The sequence below is a fragment of the Corynebacterium sp. TAE3-ERU16 genome (assembly GCF_019209935.1).
Taxonomy (GTDB): Bacteria; Actinomycetota; Actinomycetes; order Mycobacteriales; family Mycobacteriaceae; genus Corynebacterium; species Corynebacterium antarcticum.
The window spans coordinates 37860-62790 of record NZ_JAHUTN010000004.1; the positions used below are offsets into that span (position 1 = coordinate 37860).

The 24931-nt window shown below is 69.2% G+C and carries 14 protein-coding genes and 1 tRNA gene; 8 read left to right on the plus strand and 7 right to left on the minus strand.

What is annotated here, in order from left to right; all coding sequences use genetic code 11:
* Nucleotides 1–228: 228 nt before the first annotated feature.
* Together KRX55_RS05320 and KRX55_RS05325 are read right to left on the minus strand one after the other, a co-directional pair.
* Entirely contained in the window at nt 229–1521 is a 1293-nt protein-coding gene (locus tag KRX55_RS05320; RefSeq protein ID WP_218406758.1) for an AZOBR_p60025 family cell surface glycopolymer formation protein, read from the minus strand.
* Between the two features lie 617 nt (nt 1522–2138).
* Nucleotides 2139–2214 (minus strand) — tRNA-Arg (locus KRX55_RS05325).
* A gap of 215 nt (nt 2215–2429) precedes the next feature.
* On the opposite strand from KRX55_RS05325, the gene KRX55_RS05330 reads away from it, so the two are divergent.
* From KRX55_RS05330 to KRX55_RS05340, 3 genes are all read left to right on the plus strand, one after another.
* Nucleotides 2430–2699, plus strand: coding sequence for a hypothetical protein (locus KRX55_RS05330; protein WP_218406759.1), 270 nt, complete (start codon nt 2430–2432; stop codon nt 2697–2699).
* A gap of 87 nt (nt 2700–2786) precedes the next feature.
* The gene (gene cobF / locus KRX55_RS05335; RefSeq protein ID WP_218406760.1) at nt 2787–3545 is read left to right on the plus strand and encodes a precorrin-6A synthase (deacetylating); all 759 of its coding nucleotides are present in this window, start codon (nt 2787–2789) and stop codon (nt 3543–3545) included.
* 113 nt (nt 3546–3658) lie between these two features.
* Nucleotides 3659–4051 carry a hypothetical protein gene (locus KRX55_RS05340; protein ID WP_218406761.1) on the plus strand — a complete coding sequence of 131 codons (393 nt, stop codon included), beginning with the start codon at nt 3659–3661 and terminating at the stop codon, nt 4049–4051.
* A 241-nt stretch (nt 4052–4292) separates the two neighbouring features.
* Here the strand turns inward: KRX55_RS05340 and KRX55_RS05345 are convergent, their stop codons facing one another.
* From KRX55_RS05345 to KRX55_RS05360, 4 genes are all read right to left on the minus strand, one after another.
* A complete protein-coding gene (locus tag KRX55_RS05345) occupies nt 4293–4547 on the minus strand; it encodes a mycoredoxin (protein ID WP_200259570.1) in 255 nt (84 codons plus the stop codon).
* A gap of 29 nt (nt 4548–4576) precedes the next feature.
* Nucleotides 4577–5116 (minus strand): dihydrofolate reductase, encoded by a 540-nt coding sequence (locus KRX55_RS05350; protein WP_218406762.1) that lies wholly within the window; start codon nt 5114–5116, stop codon nt 4577–4579.
* Between the two features lie 3 nt (nt 5117–5119).
* Nucleotides 5120–5929: a thymidylate synthase gene (locus KRX55_RS05355; RefSeq protein WP_218406763.1), complete on the minus strand. Its 810-nt coding sequence runs from the start codon at nt 5927–5929 to the stop codon at nt 5120–5122.
* A gap of 70 nt (nt 5930–5999) precedes the next feature.
* Complete coding sequence (locus KRX55_RS05360) at nt 6000–6761, minus strand: 3'(2'),5'-bisphosphate nucleotidase CysQ (RefSeq protein WP_198737598.1); 762 nt, start codon at nt 6759–6761, stop codon at nt 6000–6002.
* Between the two features lie 142 nt (nt 6762–6903).
* On the opposite strand from KRX55_RS05360, the gene KRX55_RS05365 reads away from it, so the two are divergent.
* From KRX55_RS05365 to KRX55_RS05385, 5 genes are all read left to right on the plus strand, one after another.
* On the plus strand, nt 6904–11829 hold the full coding sequence (locus KRX55_RS05365) for an ATP-dependent helicase (protein ID WP_218406764.1): 4926 nt from the start codon (nt 6904–6906) through the stop codon (nt 11827–11829).
* Between the two features lie 577 nt (nt 11830–12406).
* Nucleotides 12407–13255 carry a DNA-formamidopyrimidine glycosylase family protein gene (locus tag KRX55_RS05370; protein WP_218406765.1) on the plus strand — a complete coding sequence of 283 codons (849 nt, stop codon included), beginning with the start codon at nt 12407–12409 and terminating at the stop codon, nt 13253–13255.
* Nucleotides 13256–13317: 62 nt separating this feature from the next.
* A complete protein-coding gene (locus KRX55_RS05375) occupies nt 13318–13731 on the plus strand; it encodes a YccF domain-containing protein (RefSeq protein ID WP_218406766.1) in 414 nt (137 codons plus the stop codon).
* Between the two features lie 92 nt (nt 13732–13823).
* A complete protein-coding gene (locus KRX55_RS05380; protein WP_218406767.1) occupies nt 13824–14516 on the plus strand; it encodes a TetR/AcrR family transcriptional regulator in 693 nt (230 codons plus the stop codon).
* Between the two features lie 530 nt (nt 14517–15046).
* Nucleotides 15047–24190 carry a type I polyketide synthase gene (locus KRX55_RS05385; protein ID WP_255567610.1) on the plus strand — a complete coding sequence of 3048 codons (9144 nt, stop codon included), beginning with the start codon at nt 15047–15049 and terminating at the stop codon, nt 24188–24190.
* Nucleotides 24191–24460: 270 nt separating this feature from the next.
* Here the strand turns inward: KRX55_RS05385 and KRX55_RS05390 are convergent, their stop codons facing one another.
* The gene (locus KRX55_RS05390) at nt 24461–24733 is read right to left on the minus strand and encodes a restriction endonuclease (protein WP_255567611.1); all 273 of its coding nucleotides are present in this window, start codon (nt 24731–24733) and stop codon (nt 24461–24463) included.
* Nucleotides 24734–24931: the final 198 nt, after the last annotated feature.

Below are 24931 nucleotides of genomic sequence, written 5' to 3' on the forward strand. Positions count from 1 at the left end.
GACCACCCAGGTAGGGTCGGGTGAGGGCGTCCGTGCTACCCGGGTCATCCATCCGCGCGTGACGCGGCACGGGTTCAGGTGCACCGGGGCGCGGCCGCACAGGCCGCCCGAGGTGCGGGATGGTCCGTAAACACGGGAAATCCTCGGCGGTGGGCCACAGGACTCCGGGGGATCGAGCCCGAAGGGGGTGCACCCCGGAGCGTCCCGGGAAAGGTGTGGCGGTGGGGATCAGGGAGCGGGGGCGGAGCTGTCCTCCGTTTCGGCTCCGGCGGATGGTGCCCGGTGATCCGCCGCCCGCGTAGGCGCCCCGTCGTCCGCAGCGTCACCATCTCCCTCCCGGAGCCCGCCGGCGTCAGTGTCGGCGGGCTGCCGCTCGTCCGCGTCGACGGCCGAGGCTCGGTATCCGTTGGTGAAGTGGATGATGACGAGCAGTGCCGCGAGCAGGGCCGGTACCGCAGGGATCCGGTACATCTCGTGAGGGAGGAGCAGCGTCCGCCAGTCCAGACACGCGACGAGGACCATCTGGACCGCGACGACCAGTCCGAGCTCGTCGCGGCGGATCAGACCGATGACACCGGCGGAGAGCATGAGAACCGCCAACGCGATGAGCGCGGGAACCGCGGTGGAACCGATCTGGGATGCGTGCATGTCGGAGTCCACGCGCATGACGCCGGCGAAATCGAAGATCCGCAGCCACCCCACGATCGGCATGCCGATGTTGCCGGGATCATAGGTGAGCTGATCGTCGTCGAAGCGGCTACGGATGAACGGCAGCCACGCCGCGAGCGCGACCGGTCCGCTGGCCAGCGCGAGCGCCCGACCCCAGTACAGGCGCCGGTCCCGGGCCATGTGGATAAGCAGATGAACGCCGAGCGCGACGGGTATCAGGGCGAGCTGTTCCTTGGTGAGACAGAGCGCCACGCACAACGCGGCGATCCATCCGGGGTGCACCCGGGCGCGCCACGCGAGCAGCAGACCCGCCACCAGTGCGAGTTGGAACGGTTCGGTCAGATTGGTGGTGGCGCTGAACATCAGACCGGGACTGACGGCGACCAGCAACCCCCACCAGGCTGAGCATCCGTGGGAAACCGCCAACCGGGAGACCAGATACGCGGCTGTCCCGATCGAACCCAGACCGAGGGCCCAGAACGCGGTCGACAGCAGGTGCGGTTGCCCGAACGCCAGGAGAGAGGCCATCCACGAGTAGAACGGATGACCGTAGCGGTAGGCGGCGAGATCGATCAGGTCATGGGCGTCCCCGGAAGCGAACGGGTCGCGGGCCATGGCCCACAGGTAGACCCCGTCATAGTGGTCGGCGCCGCCGGTGAACCTGAATGCCGGGTCCTCCGCCCGGACCAACTGCGCGAGAGGCACCCCTTCAGTGACGTTGAGCAGAAGACTGTGGTGGAAGGAGGGCCGGTGTGAGGCAACCTGTGCGACCAAAGCTGCGAGAACGGCGATACATGCGGTGATGAGACCGTGCAGGCCCGGATGTCTGAAACTCGCGTGAGGGGCGGTCATGGATTTCTTTCCATCGGCTGGAGGGGTCGTCGCACGGCGGACACGCGAAGGCCCCGCGGGTTCACGGGGCGGCGCAACCGGCGGACGGCTTGAGGGGTGAACTGACGGGGCGCGGCGGCATATTCCCCGGCACCGGGTCACCGGGTCCTGGGACGGTGACCGGAGGGGGCCGTGCATGGTTGAGGCTATCCCGGTTAGTTCGACAGGAATGAACATGTCGGAGGTTCTCTGCGGGATGCATTCGCGTGGACCGGAACGCGTCCGGTGGACGGGCACGCCGGGAACAGACCACCGTTGCTCCGGTGGCGGCACAGGAAGTCGGAACCCCCACGGGAGTACGCGGCGCGGGATGACGAGGTCGTGCCTCCCTTCGGACAGTGCACCGACCCTCACCGCTTCCGGGACCGAGGGCGTATCCCCGTCTGTCTTCGGTGCATGGGATCCGGCAACGTCGTCGCCACGCCGGGAAAACACCCCGGCGGAACGCTCGATCCGGTGGATCCCCGGAGTGTTTCTGGTGGACCCGGGAACGGGGGATGAACCCCTGCCGACCGGGATGCGGTGGCCCGGTCCCCCGGATCGTCGTGAGAACCACGGTCGGACAGGGGAGAATTCTGTGGTGCCCCAGAGAGGAATCGAACCTCCGACACCGGCTTTAGGAGAGCCGTGCTCTATCCACTGAGCTACTGGGGCCTGGCACCGACCTTATCCAAGTCGGACGGTGTCAGATTAGCCCATCGGCGCGTGGTGGTGAAAACCGGCCGAATGGGAGACATCGGGGGTGGCTCCAACTGTGAGATCAGGGACACTACCCCCGAGCTCACTTCAACGGCAGCGAAAAGAACATAGGCTAGGGGTAATACTTGTGGGTCCGAGAGGGCCCGTTCCGGATCAAAGGAAGGTACATCATGCCGAACAAGAAGCCTCTGTTCACCGACGTCAACCGGGTCGAGGTCATCGCCAACATCGTCACCGGAGAGAAGGGGCCCGTGCTCTCCCTGGACAAGATCGAGGAAGACGGCACCTTCAGCAACATCCTCCTCCTGAATATCTACGATGCGAAGCACCTCTCCGAGGCGTGCACCCGCTACCTCGGGCAGTCCTTCATCGCGAACTTCGACGGTTTCACCTCCGGGCTCTCCGCGAAGGACCACGAGGAAATCCACGGCGACGACTAGACGACCATCCGGTGTGTCCCGGAGCCCAGTCACAGGACTCGGGTTCCGGGACGTTTCTTCGAACGGAGCGGAAAGGGCTGATCCAGGATGCGGACACTGCTGGTCATCGGAATCGGGGCGGGTGACCCCGGCCACCTCACGCTCGGCGCGATAGATGCGCTCCGCTCCGCGGACGTGGTCATCGCCCTGGACAAGGGCGAACAGAAGGCCGACCTCCTGCAGGCCCGCCGGGCCGTGGTTGACGCCCACTCGCCGGGGACCCCCATCGTCGCGGTGACCGATCCCGAGCGGGACCGCGACCCCGATGACTACCGGGCGGAGGTCCGCCGGTGGCACGGGGAGCGCGCAAGATTGCTTTCCGAGGCGATCGTCGGTGCGACCGGCCCGGACGGTACCGCAGCGTTCCTCGTCTGGGGGGATCCGTCGCTCTACGACTCGACCCTGCGCATCATCGACCGCATGCGGCGCGACACCGGACTCGAGTGCACGGTGAGGGTCATTCCAGGTATCACCGCGCTCCAGACGCTCACCGCCGCGCACGCCATCACCGCCAACCGGATCGGCGAGCCCATCCACGTCACCACGGGCCGCCTCCTCCCCACCACGAGCGCCGCCGACAGGCGCAACTGCTTCGTCATGCTCGACGGAGGAACGACCTGGAACGAGGTCGCCGGGCCCGACACCTACATGTACTGGGGCGCGTATCTGGGGACACCGGACCAGATCCTCCGCGCCGGGTACGTGGAGGACATCGGCGACGAGGTCGCGGCCCTGAAGTACACCCTCCGGGAGAACCACGGATGGATAATGGACACCTATCTCCTACGCGAGCTCAGTGGGGAATGACCGGGCACAACTCGCCGGTTGGTGCTCCCCGTGTTCCCGGGTAGGTTGGCTCCGACGGACGGTGATGGCCGTTCCGGGCCCCGGGAACGAGAGAAGGTGACGGCACAGTGGCCGTGAAACGCAGGAACGCGAAGCGGAAGAAGCAGAACGTGCCGTTCAGTCCGTGGATCGTCGTCACCTGGATCCTCGCGGCCGTCTGGGCGGTACTCGCTCTCCTCGCGCACCGTGCCGGTATCCATGCACTCACCTGGGGTTTCGGGGTCAGCTCACTTCTCACCGCCATGACCGCGGCCGGGGTGACGGTAATCCCGGAACTGCGCTCCTCTGCGGGGCTCGCCTGTCCCGTGGGACTCATCCTGGCCGGGACGGTCGCCGTCACATTCAGCTGGTGGTTCCTTCTCGCACTGTTCGTCGGCGTACCCTGGCTCGTCCTCGCGCTGATCAGCCTTTCCGCACCGCGCCGGACCGGCGGAGGTCTGCACCTCTGGCGTGGCGGCGACGACTAGCTGTTTACCGTAACCGCGCATCCGGTCCCGGTCGTGCCGGCGGCACGGTTCGGAACCCGGCTGACCGCCACGAACTGGTGGCGTGTCCGGTTCGTCCATTCGCCGATCGAATCCGGGCGGCGAACCCGGTGTGTCAGGTTCCCCGACCGGCCGTACACCGGTGAACAGTCGACCGTCGCAGGAACGGGAAACGGCCCCCGCACGCATTACCGCGTCCGGGGGCCGTCGGGTCTCATCGGGGTCAGCCCTGCAGCTCCTCCAGCTTGCGGCGCACCTCGGATGCGGCCGGATTGGTGGCGTGCGTACCGTCCGAGTACTTCACGGTGGGCACGATCCGGTTGCCGTCGTTCACCGACTCAACCCAGGCCGAGGCCTCCGCGTCCTCTTCGACGTTGACGGCGGTGAACGGCGTCTCCGTGCGGTTGAGGGCCTTCACCAGGCGGTTGCAGTACGGGCACCAGTCGGTCAGGAAAACTGTGATGTGATTGTCGCTCATGCCCGGTACAACGCCACCGGGCGTGGGGATTATTCCACCGGGTCGCGGCGGTAGGTAAGCACCCGGTAACGGAGCGGCCCCTCCTGCCGGGCTGCCTCGGCCGCGCCGGTCAGCCGGCCCTTCGCGGATTCGATCCAGTCGGTGTCGTCGGTGCACGTGAACGCGTCCCCGAGCTCCGGTGCGAACACCGCGACAGGGCCGAGAACATCGCGCAGCTCGGCGTCGACGAGCGTCACCCGAACCTCATCCACCATCGGCAGGGTGTCGGCGTAGACCCGGCCGCCCCCCATGATCCACGCGTCCTCCGGGGCCTGGGACGGATCACCGATCACGGTGGTGCCCTCCGACCACGTACCTGGCGGGCGGGTGGTCAGGACGTAGTTGTCACGGCCGGGTAGGGGACGGAAGCGTTCCGGGATCGTCTCCCAGGTGCGCCGTCCCATCAGGACGGCGGAACCGAGGGTGGTTTTCCGGAAGTACCCGAGGTCCTCGGGAATGTGCCACGGCATGTCCCCGCCGTCACCGATGACCCCGTCGACGGACTGCGCCCAGATCGCCCGGTAGCCCATGTCTCAGACCGCCACCTTTCCGCGGATCGCGGGGTGGGGGTCGTACCCCGTGACGGAGATGTCGTCGAAGGTGTAGTCGAACATCGAGTCCGCCTTACGCAGCTGCAGCTGCGGATACGGGCGCGGTTCGCGGGACAGCTGGAGTTCCACCTGCTCCCGGTGGTTGTCGTAGACGTGGCAGTCGCCGCCGGTCCAGATGAACTCACCGACATCGAGCCCCGCCTGCTGCGCGAACATGTGGGTGAGCAGCGAGTAGGAGGCGATGTTGAAGGGGACGCCGAGGAACATGTCCGCGCTGCGCTGGTAGAGCTGGCAGGACAGGCGCCCGTCCGCGACGTACAGCTGGAACAGCAGGTGGCACGGGGGCAGTGCCATCTTCTCCAGGTCCGAGACGTTCCACGCCGAGACGAGGATCCGGCGGGAGTCCGGGTTGTTCCGCAGCTGGTCCAGGACCTGCGAGATCTGGTCGATGTGCCGGCCGTCCGGGGTCGGCCAGCTGCGCCACTGCACCCCGTAGACGGGGCCCAGCTCACCCTCTGGGGAGGCCCACTCGTCCCAGATCCGGATCCCGTGATCCCTCAGGAACCCGATGTTCGACTCGCCCCGCAGGAACCAGAGCAGCTCGCCGACGACGCCCTTCAGATACACCTTCTTCGTGGTGATCAGCGGGAAGGAGTCGGCGAGGTTGAACCGCATCTGGCGGGCGAACAGGCTGGTCGTTCCCGTTCCCGTGCGGTCGTCCTTGTGGGTTCCCTCGCGCATGATCTGCGCGAGGAGATCCTCGTAGGGGGTGTGGATGGCGGTGACGCTCATGGCGTCCAGACTAACGGAACACAGCCCCGGGCCTTTCCGGTGGGGGCTGTGTTCCGGAACACGGTACGGCCTAGGTGTAGGAGCCGTTTTCCTTCAGGAACCCGGCCGCGATCTCCAGGATCTCGTCGGCGAGGTCCTTCCGGCAGATCAGGAGATCCGGCAGGTAGGTGTCCTTGTTGTTGTAGGTCAGCTCACTGCCGTCCAGACGGGAGCAGTGCAGGCCGGCCGCCTGGCAGACACCGACCGGTGCGGCGGAGTCCCATTCGTACTGCCCACCGGCGTGGACGTAGGCGTCGGCGTCGCCCAGCAGGACGTGCATGGCCTTCGCGCCCGCGGAACCCATGTCCATCGGTTCGAAGCCGAGCTTCTCCGCGACGTGGAAGGCGACCTTCGGGGGCCGGTTGTGGGACATGATGATCTTCCGGGCGAACGGGCCGCTCACCGCGCGGGCGTCGTGGGAGCTGAACACGACGCCGAGGTCGGGGAGGGCGACCGCCGCCGACAGGGGCCTTCCGTTGTCGACCAGGGCGATGTGCACCGCCCAGTCCTGTCGACCGGTGGCGAACTCGCGGGTGCCGTCCAGGGGATCGATGATCCAGACGCGGTCCTTGCCGAGGCGTGCCGGGTTGTCCGCGGCCTCCTCACTCAGGACGCCGTCGTCCGGGCGGTGCTGCGCCAGGACCCGGGCGATCCAGCTCTGGGCCAGCTCGTCACCGGCGTCGCCGAGGCCACGACCCCGCAACAGTCCGACGTCACGCACCCCCTTCAGGATGTCGCCTGTTCCCTGGGCGAGTCGGGCGGTGAGAATGGCATCGTCAATGTTCGCGGTCATGGTCCCCACTCTAGTTGTTGGAACGGGCGCCCGCTCGGCGCCCGAAGGGTCATACCCGTCACACGGTCGGGCATGTTCGGAAATCATCCGACCGTCCGACGCGGATAACCCGCCGATGCGAACATTTGGTTGAATGGGGGACATGCCGACGTCCACACTCGACCGCTTCCGACCGGAGGTCAGGACCTGGTTCACGGACGTCTTCGCCCGACCCACCGCCGTGCAGGAACAGGCGTGGGCCGAGATCTCCACCGGAGGACACGCACTCGTCGTCGCCCCCACCGGTTCCGGCAAGACCCTCGCGGCATTCCTCTGGGCGCTGAACTCGCTCGCCGCACGCCCCGGCCAGACCCGCCTGCCCGCCCCGGACGGTGTTGAAGCGGTGCCCGCGTCCACCGGCACCGACGGCTCCGGGGTGAAGGTCCTCTACATCTCCCCGCTCAAGGCACTCGGCGTCGACGTGGAGAACAACCTCCGTGCCCCGCTGACCGGGATCGCCCGTGCCGCCGACCGCCTCGGCGTCGCGGCGCCGGACATCACCGTCGGCGTGCGTTCCGGCGACACCCCGGCGAAGGAACGGGCCCGTCAGCAGCGCAACCCGCCGGACATCCTCATCACCACGCCCGAATCGCTCTACCTCATGCTCACCTCGAAGGCGGCGGGCACACTCACCGGCGTACGCACCGTCATCATCGACGAGATCCACGCCCTCGCGGGAACGAAACGCGGTGTGCACCTCGCGCTGTCCCTCGAACGCCTGGAACTGCTCACCGAGCGGCCGGTGCAGCGCATCGGGCTTTCAGCCACCGTCCGGCCCCTGGAACGGGTCGCCGCGTTCCTCGGCGGAACCGACCGCAACGTAGCGATCATCGCACCGGGCAGCGGGAAACGGTGGGAACTCGACGTCCACGTCCCCGTCCCCGACATGTCCGATCTGCCCACCCCGGAGCACGCCTCCACCATCGGGGACGCGGTCATCGACGATCCCCTCGGTCTGACCGCGCCGCTCGACGGAACCGACGGGCCGGAACCGGCGACAGGTGGTGCACCGCAGGAATCGGCGCTGCCCACCGCAGGCTCCATCTGGCCGTTCATCGAGAGCGAGCTCTACACGGAGATCACCCGGGCACGCTCCACCCTCGTCTTCGTCAACTCACGCCGTACCGCGGAACGACTGACCAGCAGACTCAACGAGATCCACGCCGAGAAACATGACCCGGGTGCGCTCTCCGCACCGACCCGCAGACCACCAGCGCAGCTGATGAAATCCGTCGACGTCGCCGGGAAGGCCGACACGATCCTCGCCCGCGCCCACCACGGTTCGGTGAGCAAGGAGGAACGCGCCCGCATCGAGGAACAGCTCAAGTCCGGGGAGCTCACCTGCGTGGTGGCCACCTCATCCCTGGAACTCGGCATCGACATGGGCGCCGTCGACCTCGTCATCCAGGTGTCCTCACCGCCTTCGGTCGCCGCCGGACTGCAGCGCGTCGGTCGCGCCGGGCACACCGTCGGCGCGGTCTCCAGGGGTTCGTTCTACCCGCAGCACCGCTCCGATCTCGTCCAGAGCGCGGTCACCGTCGAACGGATGCGGGCCGGGGCGATCGAGGAACTGACCGTGCCCCGCAACCCCCTCGACGTGCTGACCCAGCAGACCGTCGCCACCGTCGCCGCCCGCGACATCCATGTCGACGAATGGTACGGGGCCGTCCGCCGCGCCCATCCGTACTCCACCCTCGCCCGCGAGGTGTTCGACGCCGTCATCGACCTGGCCTCCGGCGTGTACCCGTCCACCGACTTCGCGGAGCTGCGCCCCCGCGTCGTCTACGACCGGGTCACGGGGATGCTCACCACCCGGCCCGGCGCCCAGCGGGTGGCCGTCACCTCCGGCGGCACCATCCCGGACCGGGGCATGTTCGGCGTGTTCCTCGCGGGCACCACCGGTGAGGGTGGCGGGGCACCCCGCCGGGTCGGTGAACTCGACGAGGAGATGGTCTACGAGACCCGGGTGGGCGACGTATTCACCCTCGGGGCGTCGAGCTGGCGGGTCGAGGAGATCACCCGCGACCAGGTCATCGTCACCCCGGCACCCGGGCACACCGGCAGGCTGCCGTTCTGGAACGGGGACCAGGCTGGCCGGCCCGCCGAACTCGGAGCCGCGCTCGGGGCGTTCCGCCGCGAGGTCGCCGCCGATCCGGTGCGCGCCGCGGGGCTCGGCCTGGACACCTGGGCGCACGACAACCTCACGCGCTATCTCGCGGAGCAGGCCGACGCCACCGGCATCGTCCCGGACGAGAGGACGCTGGTACTGGAACGCTTCACCGACGAGCTGGGGGACTGGCGCATCATACTGCACAGCCCCTATGGGCGTGGGGTGAATGCGGCGTGGGCGCTCGCCGTCGGGGCGCGGATCGCGGAGAACACCGGCATGGACGCCCAGGCGGTCGCGGGTGATGACGGCATCGTCCTCCGCCTGCCGGACATGGACGGTGAACCCGGTGCCGACCTGTTCACCTTCGACGCCGACGAGATCGAGGACCTGATCACCCGGGAGGTCGGCAACTCGGCGCTGTTCGCCTCCCGGTTCCGGGAGTGCGCGGCCCGCGCACTGCTCCTGCCGCGCCGCACCCCCGGCAAACGGGCACCGCTGTGGCAGCAGCGCCAGCGCTCGGCGCAGCTCCTCGACGTCGCCCGGAAATACCCGTCGTTCCCCATCATCCTGGAGACGGTGCGCGAGTGCCTGCAGGACGTCTACGACCTGCCGGCGCTGAAACAGCTGTGCTCCGATCTCGGTGCACGTCGCGTCCGCATCGCGGAGATCACCACCGACCAACCCAGCCCCTTCGCCTCCTCGCTGCTGTTCAACTACACCGGCGCATTCATGTACGAGGGTGACACCCCGCTGGCGGAGAAACGCGCGGCGGCACTCGCCCTCGACCCCGCGCTCCTGGCGAAACTGCTCGGAACCGTGGAACTCAGGGAACTCCTCGACGCCGGGGTCATCACCGAGGTCCACGCCCAGCTGCAGCGCACCGCCGACGGCCGGAAGGCCCGCGGCCCGGAGGAACTCGCCGACGTACTGCGCATCATCGGCCCCATCCCCGTCACCAGGGTCCACGAGCACTGCACCTTCGGCGAGCCCGGCACCGTCGTCGACCTCTCCCTCGACCACCTCCGCGACCGGGTCATGCTCGTGCGCATCGCCGGAACCGAGCACCTGGCGCAGTCCCCCGACGCCCCGCTGCTCCGCGACGCCCTCGGTGTTCCGGTACCCGCCGGCGTGGCCGCGCAACCGGCCACCGTCACCGACGCCCTGGCCCAGCTCGTGAACCGCTTCGCCCGAACCCGCGGCCCGTTCACCCTCGGGGATCTGGCGGAGACCTTCGGGCTCGCGCCCGCCGCCGCGCACACCGCGCTCCGCCAGGCCGTCACCGACGGAACCGTCATCGAGGGGCACTACCGTGCCGGGGTCGAGGGACCCGAGTACTGCGCAGTCGAGGTCCTGCGCACCATCCGCGGCAGATCACTGGCGCTCGCCCGTTCCCAGGCCGAGCCCGTCAGCGGTTCGACCTTCGCGCGTTTCCTCACCGACTGGCACCAGATCGCCGGCGTCGGTCGACGCCCGGTGCTGCGCGGCGCGGACGGCGTGTACACGGTCATCGAACAGCTCGCCGGTGTCCGCCTGCCCGCGAGTGCCTGGGAAACCCTCGTCCTGCCGGCCCGCGTCGGTGACTACACCCCGCGCCTGCTCGACGAGCTGACCGCCACCGGGGAGGTGCTCATCCTGGGCGCCGGCTCCGCCGGTTCCCGCGACCCGTGGATCATGCTGCTGCCCGCCGACTATGCCGCGCAGCTCGCCCCGCAGACCGACCCGCCCACGCTCACCGAACTGCAGGAGGCGGTGCTCGCTGTGCTGCACCGTGGCGGGGGTTTCCACTTCGCCGAGCTGCTCGGGGAGGTGTCCACCCTCGCTCAGGGCGACCTCGACATCGCCGTGCCGCGCAGGGTCGGGGCACGCGATCTGGCGGACGCCCTCCGGGAACTCGTCGAACTGGGACTGGTCAGCCCGGACAGCTTCGCGCCGCTGCGGGCCCGCCTCGCGGGAACGACCTCCGGCGCCACGGCGCACCGGGCCAAACGCCGACCCGTCCGCAACCGCCTGCGCATGGGACGCACCCGTTTCGCGCAGGCCGAACGGGCGAACGCGACGGCGGTGTCCGCTCCGCCGGACATGGTGGGCCGGTGGGCCGCGGCCGTGACCCCGGCCACCGACCCGACGACCCGTTCCGTCGCGCACGGCGAGGCGTGGCTGGACCGGTACGGCGTGGTCACCCGGGGAAGTGTCGTCGCCGAGGATGTCACCGGCGGGTTCGCGCTCGCCTACAAGGTCCTGTCCTCCTTCGAGGAGACCGGTAGAGCGATGCGCGGCTACGTCATCGACGGCCTCGGCGCCGCGCAGTTCTCCACCACCGCCGTCATCGACCGGCTCAGAGGCCTGGCCGACACCCCGGACGTCGAGGGCTGGCCGTCGGGAACCACCGATCCGGACGTGGTCCTGCTCGCGGCCGCTGATCCGGCGAACCCCTACGGAGCCGCTCTGCCGTGGCCGGACTGCCCGGGGGCCCGGCCGACCCGCAGTGCCGGTGCCGTGGTGGTCCTGGCCGACGGGCTGCCGCTGGCGTACCTCACCCGGGGTGGCCGCAGCCTCACCCTGTTCACCGGAATCTGTCCCGTCGGGGAGGCGGAGATGGTCGCCCTCGTGGTCGCCGCCCTGGTGGACGCGGTCGCGGCGGGGCGGATGTCCCGGTTCACCGTGGAGAAGATCGGCGGGAAACCTGCCCTCGAATCGCCGCTGGTCGGGGCCTTCCGCTCGGCGGGGACCGCGATCACCCCGAAGGGACTGCGGCTGGCCGGAACCACCGGCACCGTCACGCCCCGGGTGGCGCGCACCCGACCGGGGCGCTCGCTGGCCGAGGCCGCAGCCGATGCCGACACCTCCGACATCGACCTCACCTTCGACGATCCGCCGCCCGGCGGCGGGTTCCGCAGGCCGAGGCAGCCGGGGCGGTGAGGGGGCCGCGGCCCGGACGCACCGGGAAGATGGCCGGGTCAGCGCGGTGACGGCGCAGTCCGGATGAGAGACCTCATGTTCATCTCTTCCGGTGAGCACGACGACCGTCCTCCGTCTTCACTGTTCCCGTGGGGACCATGATCCGCTCGTGAATCTCCCGATGGTTCTGCCACCGAGGATGTCCGCCAGATCCTCCATCGCCTGCACCGCCGGGACGAAAACTCGGGTGAGACGACGGTGGCCAGACGTCCGGCACCCCGGGAAGTGATCTCCACCGGTACGCTCCGTGCGGTAGTGATGCAGGCGCTCTGGTGACTGCGAAACCGGGACAACACCACGGGCATCATGGGAAGAGGTGCAACCTGCGAGAGTCGTACTCAATGATCTGAGGGTGTTTCCGCCCGGAGAATCGTGTCGCCGCACAGTGGAGATTGGTGCGGTGGCAGTCGCCCGCCATCCCGTCGCTGTTGCGGATGGATCTACGGTGGACGTACAACCACTGTCGCCACCCCGGTGCCGGACGATCACCTGCACCCACAGGTTGATCAGGTGCCCCCATGATCCTGAAAGGAGCCCCGTGCCCGAGGGTGATTCCGTCCACCAGCTGTCCGCCCGGATGCAGTTCATGTGCGGACGCGAGGTGACCGCGACGTCGATACGTGTACCCCGGTACGCCACAGTCTCCTTCACCGGGGAGACCGTGGGCGCGGTGTGGCCGCTCGGCAAGCACCTGTTCATGTCCTTCGGCGACCGGATCCTGCACACGCACCTGAAGATGGAGGGCACCTGGTCGGTGCACCGGGAGGGGACCCGGTGGCGGAAACCCGGGCATGCGGCGCGGGTGGTGCTCCGGCTCAGTGACGGTCCAGATCGTGCACCGATAGAGGTCGTCGGTTTCGACCTGGGGCTCGTGCGGGTGTTTCCCGCGTCCGGGTACCGGGAACGGATGGGGTATCTCGGGCCGGACGTGCTCTACGACGACTGGGCTGAATGGGGGCGGGATGAGGCGCGGCGCCGCATTCTGGCCCGCCCGGATAGGGCCATCGGCGCCGCGCTGCTCGACCAGAGGAATCTGGCCGGGGTGGGCAACGAGTACCGCGCGGAGATCTGTTTCCTGTGCGGTGTACATCCCGCGAAGCCCGTATCGGAGGTGGACGTGGATCGGATTCTCGATGTGACCCGCCGGCTGATGTGGGCGAACCGCGTTGAACCGGTGCGGGTGACCACAGGTGTCAAGCGGGCGGGGGAGACGGCCTACGTGTTCGGACGCAACCACCGCCCGTGCCGCAGATGCGGGAGCCTGATCGAGCAGAGTTTCCTCGGTGGCGTCGACAGGGGCGGGGATGACGGCGAGCTGGAGCGGGTCATCTGGTGGTGCCCCCACTGTCAGCCGGTGCCGGACGGGTGGGCCGGAGACGGTCGGTGATCCGTGTCGTACTCGGGGGCGAAGCACAGGAAGTGCCCAGACAGTGGCCGTAGAATGAGGGCATGAAGCTCCTCCTGAACATCATCTGGTTCGTATTCGCCGGCGTGTGGCTGGCTCTGGCCTACGTGATCTTCGGGGTTCTGGCGTGCATCTTCATCGTCACCATCCCCGCGGGCGTCGCCTCCTTCCGGATGGCCAACTACGCCCTGTGGCCGTTCGGCCGCTCGGTCATCGTCCCGGACACCGGTTCCGGCGGACTCAGTACATTCAGCAACGTCATCTGGTTCGTCGTCGCCGGTTTCTGGTTGGCCCTCGGTCACCTGACCACGGCGGTGACCCAGGCGGTGACCATCATCGGGATCCCGCTGGCGCTGGCGAACCTCAAGATGATCCCGGTGACCTGTTTCCCCTTCGGTAAGCAGATCGTCGACAACCACCGGATCCCGGCCGGGTATCACCCGATGGTGCAGATGTGACCCACGGGCAGGGAAGACGAGGCGTGGGCGGGCGCTCCATGCAGGCGTCCCCGCAGCGACATCGATGAACTACCCCCAGGAGATGAGGCGTGGTGCGCAGTAATCCGGAGACCCGGTCCAGATTGGCGGCGGCGACCCGGGAGGTGATCGCCTCCCACGGCTTCGAGGGGTGCACCCTGGAGCGGATCTGCCAGACCGCGGGCTTCACCCGGGGTGCGTTCTACTCCAACTTCGCGGACAAGGACACGCTGTTCACCCTGGTTGTCCGGGAGGAGTACTCGCGGGTGATCGAGCTTCTCGACGCCGTGACCCGAGAGTGGGTCGCGGCGTTCCATCCCGGCGCGCGCCACGCCTCATGCCCGGACGAGGTCGCGGCCGAGAAACTGACCGACGCCCTGCTGCGGACCAGGGAGCGGTTGGGGCTGGACCGGGATTTCCTCGTCCTGCACAACGAGCTCCTCGCGCGCGCGGCCCGGGAACCGGAGTGGGCGATGCAGTTCATGGAGATCAACCGTGACTTCGTCGTCGGTGTCGGACGGGCTCTCGAGCTGATGCTCGCGGAGGTCGGTCGGGTCCCGGTCAAACGCACCGAGGCGATCGCGCAGGCCGTCATCGGCATCACGATGCGCTACACCGGGGTGTCGGTGTGGCGGGACCGGCTGTCCGAAATTGAGGCCGAGCACCACCGGCGGGGGACGATGCTCGAGCTGGACGACATCCTGGACCTGGTTCTCACTCTGCTGATGGCCTCGTCGAGGCCCGCGATGGAGGATGTGTCGGAGTAGCCCCGGGGAGCGGGCCCGCACTGCGGATGTCATCTCCCGCATGTGCTTGACCGGGGTGGGGGCAACCATTCGGCCGACCGTGTGAAACGCTGTTCCGCCGTTCCGTTACGGGTGCGTGAAAGAACACATCAGAGGTTGTCACGGCTGTGAGCGGCTGCGATACATGATCGTATTGCTTTGATACAGAAATGTATTCGACAGGCTAACCTTACGGTCTTACGCTCCGGGGGAGACGGGTCCGTCATCTGTCCGCATGCCCCGGTGACCCGGCTGGTCGCCGGACGTGGGGCACGGGATGGGGCCGTCGATCAGTAGTCAGCACACGCCAATCCGAGTACGACGGCGGGCGGACGCGGCGGGAAACCAGCTCCCACACTCCCGGATTCCGGGCCCGGATGGCCGACGCGTGCGTACCACCGTCGACGTCCTACCGAGGAGTCCCACCAGTGACCACCACGCACGCCGACACCAACGACATCACGAGCTTCACCGCCGGTGAGACCCCGCTGCACCAGATCCCGCACCCGGGGATGCTGTTCGCCGGACAGGCGTCCCAGTGGGTCGAGGCGCTGGCGGACAGTGTGACGGACACGTCGACCGCCCGGCTCCTGGATGAGCTTCTCGACGCCGCCTGGCACCGGTGCGCCCCAGCCGCCCGCGACATCTCCATCATCGTTCCCGGCGCCCGTGAACGCCTGCACTCCCTGATCGGCGGGGCGGCGGCGCACCGGCTGCCCCTCGACCGGGAACCCGCGGTCTCCGTCGCGGGCATCACGCTCGCGCAGATCGGCGCCCTCCATCAGCTCGTGGATGCCGGGGTCAGCCTGAGCTCCTGGCGGTTCGCCGGTCACTCACAGGGCAGCCTCGGGGTCGCCGCGGCCGAGGCCATCGCGGACGGGGACCGTTCGCGGCTGGTCGACGTCGTCGCCTTCGCTCTGATCCTCGGGGCCGTGACCTCCGCTCGCGCGCGCGAACTCGACATCAGCTCGGACGAATCCTGCATGCTGAGTGTCCGCGGTTTCTGCCGCGAGGGACTCGACGCCGCGATCGCGGAACTCCCCGGATCCGGCGTCGAGGTCGCACTGCGCAACAGTCCCCGGCATTTCGTTCTCGCCGGGACTGCAGAGGGACTGGCCCGTGTCCGGGGGGCGCTCACGGCGGCCGCCGAGACCCACAACGAGGGAATCATCGGCAAGAAGCGGGGTGGTTCACTGATCGAGCCCTTCTTCGACGTCCTCGAGGTCGCCGCCCCCTTCCACCACTCGTCGATGACCCCGGCCGTGGACCGCGCCGCGGCGCTGTCCGCACGGTGCGGCCTGGAGGACGTCCCCGCGACCGATCTCGCGCGGTCGATCCTGGTCGACCACCACGACTGGGACACGGAGCTCGCCGACTGCCTCGACAACTGCTCGCACCTGCTGGTCATCGATCCGGGCGGGGCGCTGGACCGGATGACCCGCCCGCTCCTGCAGGGCAGGGGAATCGCGATCGTCGACGCCTCGACCGTCGCGGCGCGTGACCAGCTGGCGACCCCGGGCACCGAGCTGCCGCAGGCCAGTGACTTCTCCCGGTTCGCCCCGAAGCTCCTGCACCTCTCCGACGGTTCGTTCAGCGTGGAGACGAAGTTCACCACCCTCACCGGCAATTCGCCGGTGATCCTCGCGGGCATGACCCCGACCACCGTCGATCCGGGCATCGTCGCCGCCGCGGCGAACGCCGGGTTCTGGGCGGAGATGGCCGGTGGCGGACAGTACTCGGAGGAGGTCTTCGCCAAGAATCGGGACGGACTCGTCGCGCAGCTCGACCAGGGGCGCTGCGCGCAGTTCAACTCGATGTTCTTCGACCGCTACATGTGGAACCTCCAGTTCGGTGCGCAGCGCATCGTCTCCCGGGCACGTGCCACGGGAGTCTCGCTGAATGGCGTGACCATCTCCGCGGGTATCCCCGAGATCGAGGAGGCCACCGAGCTCATCACCGGCCTCAACGCCGACGGGTTCCCCTACGTCTGCTTCAAGCCCGGCACCGTGGAACAGATCCGGGCCTGCCTCGCCATCGCGGAGGCCAACCCGGACACCCCGGTCATCATGCAGATCGAGGACGGGCACGCGGGTGGCCACCACTCCTGGGTCAACCTCGACGATCTGCTGCTGGCCACCTACGCGGAGATCCGCGCCCACGACAACGTCGTCGTCCTCGTCGGCGGCGGCATCGGGACCCCGGACAAGGCCGCGCAGTGGATCACCGGATCCTGGGCGACCCGCCACGGCATGCCCGCCATGCCCGTCGACGGTGTCCTCGTCGGCACCGCGGCGATGACCACGAAGGAGGCCACCACCTCACCGCAGGTCAAGCAGCTCCTCGTCGACACACCCGGCGTCGATCCGGACGACGCCGGGGGCTGGGTCGGTCGCGGCGATTCCCGCGGCGGGGTCACCTCGGGGCTCTCCCACCTGCACGCCGACATGTACGAGGTGGACAACTCCTCGGCCCGCTGCTCCCGACTGCTCAGCTCCCTGGACACATCCTCCGACGAGGCCGTCGCCGCGCGCCGCGACGAGATCATCGCGGCCCTCGACTCCACCGCGAAGCCCTACTTCGGTGAGGTCTCCGAGATGACCTACGCGCAGTGGCTGCAGCGCTTCGTCGAACTCGCCTGGCCCTGGACCGACCCGAGCTGGTCGGACCGCTTCCTCGACCTCGTCCACCGCATCGAGGCGCGCCTCGCGCCCGCCGACCACGGCGAGATCCCCACCCTGTTCCCGGACATCGACTCCATCACCGATGGCCCCGCCGCCGTCGAGAAACTCCTGGACCGCTACCCGGAGGCCACCGACACCATCGTCGGCGCCCGGGACGCCGCCTGGTTCATCGGGCTGAACCGCAAGCACCACAAGCCCATGCCCTGGGTACCGGCCATCGACGCCGACATCGCCCGCTGGTGGGGACTGGACACACTCTGGCAGGCACACGACGACCGCTACGACGCCGACAAGGTCCGCTGCATCCCGGGGCCGGTCTCCGTCGCGGGCATCGACCGCGTCGATGAACCCGTCGCTGAACTCCTCGGCCGCTTCGAGGCCGCCTGCGTCGAGGACCTGAGGGAACACGACGCTCCCGTCCACGAGGTGTTCTCCCGACTGGCCTCCGCCGTCACCGAACGGGACTTCCTGCTGGCCGCCCCGCACATCGTGTGGCACGGACACCTCATCGACAACCCCGCCCACGTTCTCGACCCCGAGGCGTTCGAACTCCTCGAACCCGACACGGACGGTGACCCGTGGACGATCCGGATCCTCTGCGACTCCTACTGGGACGGACTCGAGGGAGAGCATCCCTTCGTCATCGAGCACGTCGACATCCCCGTCCTGCTGGGGGAGGCCTGCGCCACCGGCGCCGTTCCGGTCGTCTCCCGGGAACACCTCCCCGACAGCGTCTACGCGCTGCTCGCCGGCGTAGCGGGCGTCGGGTCCACCTCGGCGGCCGGTGACGACATCACCGACCTGCCCCGCGTCCACGAGGATGAGGGCTCGGCGTTCGGCGTCGTCCGCGACTCCTTCACCCTGCCCGCCCACCTGTTCACCGCGCACACCGCGGTCACCGGCGCCGCACTCACCGGGGTACGCACCGCGCCCGGTACCGCCGACGCCCTCGTCGGGCCCTGCTGGCCCGCGATCTACACCGCCCTCGGCTCCGGAAAACTCTCCGACGGCTACCCCGTCATCGAGGGCCTGCTCAACGCCGTGCACCTCGACCACTGCGTGGACCTCCGGGTCCCGCTCGCCGAACTGCGCGACGGCACCGACCGGCACATCGACGTAGAGGCCCGCACCCGCCCCTTCGACGAGTCCGCCTCGGGCCGCATCGTCACCGTGGACCTCGTCCTGCGCCACGACGGTGACGTGATCGCCACGATGGTCGAACGCTTCGCCATCCGCGGCCGCGTCACCACCACCGACCCCGCACCGGCGGCACCCGAGTTCGGTGGCGTCGACGCCACGATCGACGACACCCCGCGCAGCTTCATCCGCCGCGCGACGGTCACCGCGCCGGGCGACATGACCCCCTTCGCCGTGGTGTCGGGTGACTACAACCCGATCCACACCTCCACCAACGCGGCCCGCCTCGTCGGCCTCGACGCACCGCTGGTGCACGGAATGTGGCTCTCGGCCACCGCCCAGCACCTCGCCACCGCAGCGGAGCCAGGCAGTCGCCCGGCCCGCCTGCTCGGCTGGACCTACTCCATGTACGGCATGGTGCAGCTCGATGACGTCGTGGAGATCACCGTCGAGCGCGTCGGACGCAGCGGCCCGAACCCGGCAGTGGAGGTCACCTGCCGTATCGACGGGGTCGTCGTCTCCCGCGGTCAGGCGCTCCTCGAGGCACCGACCACCGCCTACGTCTACCCCGGCCAGGGCATCCAGGCACAGGGCATGGCGAGCGCGGACCGCGCCGCCTCCGCAGCGTCCCGCGCCGTCTGGCAGCGGGCCGACGAACACACCCGCGCCGCACTCGGGTTCTCCATCATCCAGGTCGTCGACGACAACCCCGTCGAGCTGAAGGTGGGGGAGACCGTCTACCGGCACCCGAAGGGTGTCCTCTACCTCACGCAGTTCACCCAGGTCGCTCTCGCCGTCGTCGCCTACGGTCAGACCGAGCGTCTGCGGCACGAGGGACTGCTCGTCCCCGGCTCGATGTACGCCGGGCACTCGCTGGGCGAGTACACCTCGCTCGCGTCGACGGCCGGGATCTTCGAGCTCGAGGGCGTCATCGACATCGTCTTCTCCCGCGGTTCGGCCATGCACTCCCTCGTCCCGCGCGACGACCGGGGCCGCTCCAACTACGGCCTCGGCGCGCTGCGACCGAACCAGTTCGGCGTGGACGACGACGGTGTGGTGGAGTACGTCCGCTCGATCGCGGAAGCCTCGGGCGAGTTCCTGGAGATCGTGAACTTCAACGTCGCCGGCCAGCAGTACGCCGTGGCCGGAACCCTCGCCGGACTGAAGGCACTGGAGGCTGACGCCGCCGCGCGCGCGGAGGCCGCGGGTGGACGCCGCGCGTTCATCCCGATCCCCGGAATCGACGTCCCCTTCCACTCCTCGGTGCTGCGCCCCGGTGTCGCCGCCTTCGCGGAGAAGCTCGACGCCCTGCTGCCCACCGACCTGGACGTCGACGCCCTGGTCGACCGCTACATCCCGAACCTCGTCGCCCGCCCCTTCGAGCTGACCCGCGACTTCGCGGAGTCCATCCTCGAGGTCGTCCCCGCAGAGCCCCTCCGGGAGCTGCTCGGTGAGGACGGTGCGTTCGACAAGCTCGCCTCCGATGACCCGGCGGCACTCGCCCGGCTGTTGCTCATCGAGCTGCTGTCCTGGCAGTTCGCCTCCCCGGTCCGGTGGATCGAGACCCAGGCGCTGCTGCTCGGTGACCGGGGCGTGGAGCACGTCGTCGAGGTCGGCCTGGCGTCCTCCCCGACGCTGGCGAACCTCATGGCCCGCACCCTCGAACTGCCGCAGTTCGCGACCGCGACCACGACGGTCCACAACCTGGAGCGCGACGAACAGGTGGTGTACCTGACCGATCAGCAGGACGCCCCCGCCACGGACACCGCGGATGAGGACCAGGTCGACGCGGCCGCGGACGAACCCGCCGCAGTCGACCCCGGGACCGCGACCGCCACCCCGGACCCCGTACCCGCAACGGCGGAGGTCGCCGCCCCCGCAGCCGATCCCGCCCCCTCAGGTGGGCAGGCCGCGGGACCCGCGCCCGAACTGAACTTCACCGCTGCCGACGCGATCATCACCCTGTTCGCGGTGCAGAACAAGCTGCGCACCGAGCAGATCACCGGCACCGACACCACCGAGACACTGACCAACGGGGTCTCCTCGAGGCGTAACCAGCTGCTGATGGACATGGCCGCCGAACTCGGCGTCCCCACGATCGACGGCGCCGCCGAGGCGGACGTCACCACGCTGAAGTCCCGCGTGACCACCGCCGCCCCCGGCTACACGCCCTTCGGACCGGTGCTGTCCGAACTGACCGGCGCCCGCCTGCGCACCCTCGCCGCGCAGGCGGGGTCCAAGGCGGCCCACATCGGCGACCGCGTCACCGGAACCTGGGGTCTGCCCACCAGCTGGGTCGCCCCCGTCGAGGTGGAACTCGTCCTCGGCACCCGCACCGAGGAATCGGTGCGGGGCGGTGAGCTGGGTACCCTGCCCGGCGCGCAACCGACCTCGACGGCCGACTTCGACGCACTCATCGACGCCGCCGTCCGTGCCGTCGCCGCGGCGAACAGCACCGAGGTATCCCTCGGCGGCGGATCGACCGGCGGTGGCGGGGGAGTTGTCGATTCCGCGGCCCTCGACGCCTACGCCGACACCGTCACCGGACCGGACGGTGTCCTCGCGGCCACCGCCCGCACCATCCTCGACACCCTGGGGCTCACCCCGTCGCCCGAGGAGACCGACGGTGGTTCCGCGGACGGGGCCCTGCTCGAGGCCGTGGAATCGGAGCTCGGCCCCCAGTGGCTGAAACTCGTCACCCCGGTATTCGACGCGGAGCGGGCCGTGCTCTTCGACGACCGCTGGGCGATCGCCCGTGAGGAACTCGCCCGCATCGCCACCGGCGCCGAGGCGGCCACCGACGACACCGCCACCATCGCCCGCTTCGCGGGTACCGGGGAGACCGTCGCCGGACAGGCCCGCTGGTGGTCGGAGAGCACCGACGACGAGACCCGTCGCGAGGTTCTCGCCCGCATCGCCGAGGCCGCCACCGGTGACTCCACCCCCGAGTTCGACGGGGAGGTCGCACTGGTCACCGGTGCGGCGCCCGGCTCCATCGCCGGCTCCATCGTCGCCGGCCTGCTCGAGCGCGGGGCGACGGTCATCATGACCGCCTCCCGCGTCACGCAGGCCCGCAAGGAGTACGCGCGCGGCCTCTACGCGGCGCACGCCACCGCCGGCGCCCGGCTCTGGCTGGTACCGGCCAACATGTCCTCCTTCCGGGACGTCGACTCCCTGATCGACTGGATCGGAACCGAGGAGAAGGTCACCGTCGGGGAGAAGGTCACCGTGACCAAGCCCGCACTCATCCCGACCCTCGCGTTCCCGTTCGCCGCGCCCCGGGTCTCCGGATCGCTCGCCGACGCCGGAGGGGCCGCCGAGAACCAGGCCCGCCTGCTGCTCTGGTCCGTCGAACGCACCATCGCCGGGCTCGCCCGACTCGCGGCGACCGGCTCCGTCGGCACCCGCGCCCACGTCGTCCTTCCCGGCTCCCCGAACCGCGGCACCTTCGGCGGTGACGGGGCCTACGGCGAGGTCAAGGCCGCATTCGACGCGATCCTCGCCAAGTGGCACTCCGAGACCGGCTGGCCCGAGCACATCAGCCTCGCCCAGGCCCGCATCGGCTGGGTGTCCGGCACCAACCTCATGGGCGGCAACGACCTGCTCGTGCCCGCCGCGGAGAAGGCCGGCATCCACGTCTACACTCCCGACGAGATCACCGGCGACCTGCTCGGACTGGCCACCCCGGACGCCCGCCGTCGCGCGGCGGATGCCCCGATCGACGCCGACCTGACCGGTGGTCTCGCCGACTCCGAGGTGTCCCTGCCTGAACTCGCCCGCGGCATCGACCGTGACGCGCTGGCCGCGGCCGCCGCCGGCACCGACGAGTCCGGGGACACGGGAGCCACGATCCGCGCCCTGCCCACCCCGGCCCGCCGCGCACAGCCGCAGCCCGTCGACATCGGCGAGGTGACCACCGACCTCGAGGACCTCATCGTCGTCGTCGGTGTCGGCGAGGTCTCATCCTGGGGCTCCGGGCGTACCCGCACCGAGGCCGAGTACGGGATCCACCGCGACGGCAGCGTCGATCTCACCGCGGCCGGTGTCATGGAACTCGCCTGGATGATGGGTCTGATCACGTGGGCGGAGGACCCCACACCCGGCTGGTACGACGACTCCGGTGCCGCGGTCGCCGAGGAGGACATCTACGACCGTTTCCGCGACGAGGTCGTCGCCCGCTCCGGCATCCGCACCTTCGTCGACGACTTCACCCTCGTCGACCAGGGATCGATCGACCTCGCGACCGTGTACCTCGACCGCGACATCGAATTCACCGTCGCGAGCGAATCCGAGGCCCGCGACTACCTCGACGCCGACCCGGCGACCACCCGGATCTGGGAGGGCGACGACGGTGAGTGGACGGTGCACAAGGCGAAGGGCGCCCGCGCCTCGATCCCGCGCCGGGCGTGCCTCAGCCGCACCGTCGGCGGCCAGATGCCCACCGGCTTCGACCCGGCCCACTGGGGCATCCCCGCCTCCATGATCGACGGTCTCGACCGGATCGCCTGCTGGAACCTCGTCACCGCCGTGGACGCGTTCCTCGCCAGCGGCTTCACCCCGGCCGAACTGCTCACCGCGGTGCACCCCGGTGACGTCGCCTGCACCCAGGGCACCGGCATCGGCGGCATGGAGTCCCTGCACAAGGTGTTCGTCTCCCGCTTCATCGGTGAGGACCGCCCCAGCGACATCCTGCAGGAGGCCCTGCCCAACGTCGTCGCCGCACACGTCATGCAGTCCTGGGTCGGCGGTTACGGCGCGATGATCCACCCCGTCGCCGCCTGCGCAACCGCGGCCGTCTCCCTGGAGGAGGGCGTGGACAAGATCCGGGTCGGGAAGGCGGAGGTCGTGGTCACCGGCGGCATCGACGACATCAGCGTCGAATCGCTCACCGGCTTCGGCGACATGAACGCCACCGCCCGCTCGCAGGCGATGGCGGACAAGGGAATCGACGAGCGCTTCTACTCCCGCGCGAACGACCGTCGCCGCGGCGGCTTCGTCGAGGCCGAGGGTGGCGGCACCGTCATCATCGCGCGCGGCGATGTCGCGGCGAAGCTCGGTCTGCCCGTGCTCGCCGTCGTCGCCCACGCCCAGAGCTACGCCGACGGGGCGCACACCTCGATCCCGGCCCCGGGGCTCGGTGCCCTGGGTGCGGCCCGCGGCGGGGAACGCTCCGCCCTGGCCCGCAACCTGAAGGGCCTGGGCCTCACCCCGGACGACGTCCGCGTGGTGTCCAAGCACGACACCTCCACCAACGCGAACGACCCCAACGAGTCCGAGTTGCACTCGCAGCTGTGGGCGGCTCTCGGCCGGGACACGGACAACCCCATGTTCGTGGTCTCCCAGAAGACGTTGACCGGCCACGCCAAGGGCGGTGCCGCCCTCTTCCAGATCGGCGGACTGACCCACATTCTCGCGACCGGAGCGCTGCCCGCCAACGCGGCGCTCGACTGCGTCGATCCCGAGATCGCACCGAAGGCCACGAACCTCGTGTGGCTGCGGGAACCGCTCGACCTCGGGGTCGGGGCAGTGAAGGCCGGTGTGCTCACCTCGCTCGGGTTCGGGCACGTCTCGGCCGTCGTGGTCCTCGCACACCCGACCTGCTTCGAGAAGGCCCTGGCGAACGCCGGCCAGGACGTCGACGAATGGCGACGGCGGGCCAGCACCCGCCTGCAGGCCGGTGTCCGCAGGCTCGAGGCCGGCATGATCGGTCGCGCACCGCTCTACGAGGTGCCCGTCGGGCGCAGGCTCCCCGAGAAGGGCGGACACGAGGCGGAGATCAACCTGATCCTCGACCCGGATGTCCGGCTGGGGGAGGACGGCGTGTTCCCGCGGGCCTGACGGTGAACGCCTGATGTCATGAACAACCCGGCCCCACAGACGTCCGGATCGTAACGATCTGCGGCTGTGGGGCCGGGTTGATCTGTTCCGTGCAGGTTTCCGGCTCGGGGCGCACCGTTCACTTCATCGGGTTCCCGCTGCCGCCGGTGTCACGTCGGGTACGCCTGATCCCCAGGATCCGGTGCCTGTGCTTGCCCGCTACCCCGGAAGCCTGGGTCGGCTTCAATCCCGGGCCCCGGGCCCGCTTCACCGCGGCGTACAGCTCCACAATTACAGACCCCATTCTCCCGGCACCCCCACCCCGTAATTCACGCCGATCGCCGCGAAGTGTTTCCTGGCCGCGGCGATCCTCGCGTTCTCCGAGGGATCTCTCTGAGCCGGATCGGGTGCGTGTCCGGTGTCGAGGACCGTGTAGATTCTCTCCCCGCCGTCCCCGCTCTGCGCGATCGCCCCGGCGGGGCTGTACGGGCCGACCGGCGTATCGATCATGAACCCGTCGGGCAGCTTCATGAACAGTCTGACGTCCCCACGGCCGTCGAACAGCTCGGCGAGCTGTCAAAATGCTGGTAATATCGATAGATATCCCCAATTGACATTTCTGATCAGTTCATATCTGATCCAAAAAGTACGATCTTTTTGAGGCGTGGCATCAGTCAGAGGCCATCATCTTTGATGTCTTCCACGAGTGCTCTACCTATGCTACCGTTGCCCGGAAAGTATTTTCCGAGAAAATGAGATAGG

What these genes read in the sequence shown, in the direction of transcription:
- KRX55_RS05320 (WP_218406758.1), bottom strand. Translation starts at nt 1,521, where the DNA reads ATGACCGCCCCTCACGCGAGTTTCAGACATCCGGGCCTGCACGGTCTC.
- KRX55_RS05330 (WP_218406759.1), top strand. Translation starts at nt 2,430, where the DNA reads ATGCCGAACAAGAAGCCTCTGTTCACCGACGTCAACCGGGTCGAGGTC.
- cobF (WP_218406760.1), top strand. Translation starts at nt 2,787, where the DNA reads ATGCGGACACTGCTGGTCATCGGAATCGGGGCGGGTGACCCCGGCCAC.
- KRX55_RS05345 (WP_200259570.1), bottom strand. Translation starts at nt 4,547, where the DNA reads ATGAGCGACAATCACATCACAGTTTTCCTGACCGACTGGTGCCCGTAC.
- KRX55_RS05350 (WP_218406762.1), bottom strand. Translation starts at nt 5,116, where the DNA reads ATGGGCTACCGGGCGATCTGGGCGCAGTCCGTCGACGGGGTCATCGGT.
- KRX55_RS05355 (WP_218406763.1), bottom strand. Translation starts at nt 5,929, where the DNA reads ATGAGCGTCACCGCCATCCACACCCCCTACGAGGATCTCCTCGCGCAG.
- KRX55_RS05360 (WP_198737598.1), bottom strand. Translation starts at nt 6,761, where the DNA reads ATGACCGCGAACATTGACGATGCCATTCTCACCGCCCGACTCGCCCAG.
- KRX55_RS05365 (WP_218406764.1), top strand. Translation starts at nt 6,904, where the DNA reads ATGCCGACGTCCACACTCGACCGCTTCCGACCGGAGGTCAGGACCTGG.
- KRX55_RS05375 (WP_218406766.1), top strand. Translation starts at nt 13,318, where the DNA reads ATGAAGCTCCTCCTGAACATCATCTGGTTCGTATTCGCCGGCGTGTGG.
- KRX55_RS05385 (WP_255567610.1), top strand. Translation starts at nt 15,047, where the DNA reads ATGCTGTTCGCCGGACAGGCGTCCCAGTGGGTCGAGGCGCTGGCGGAC.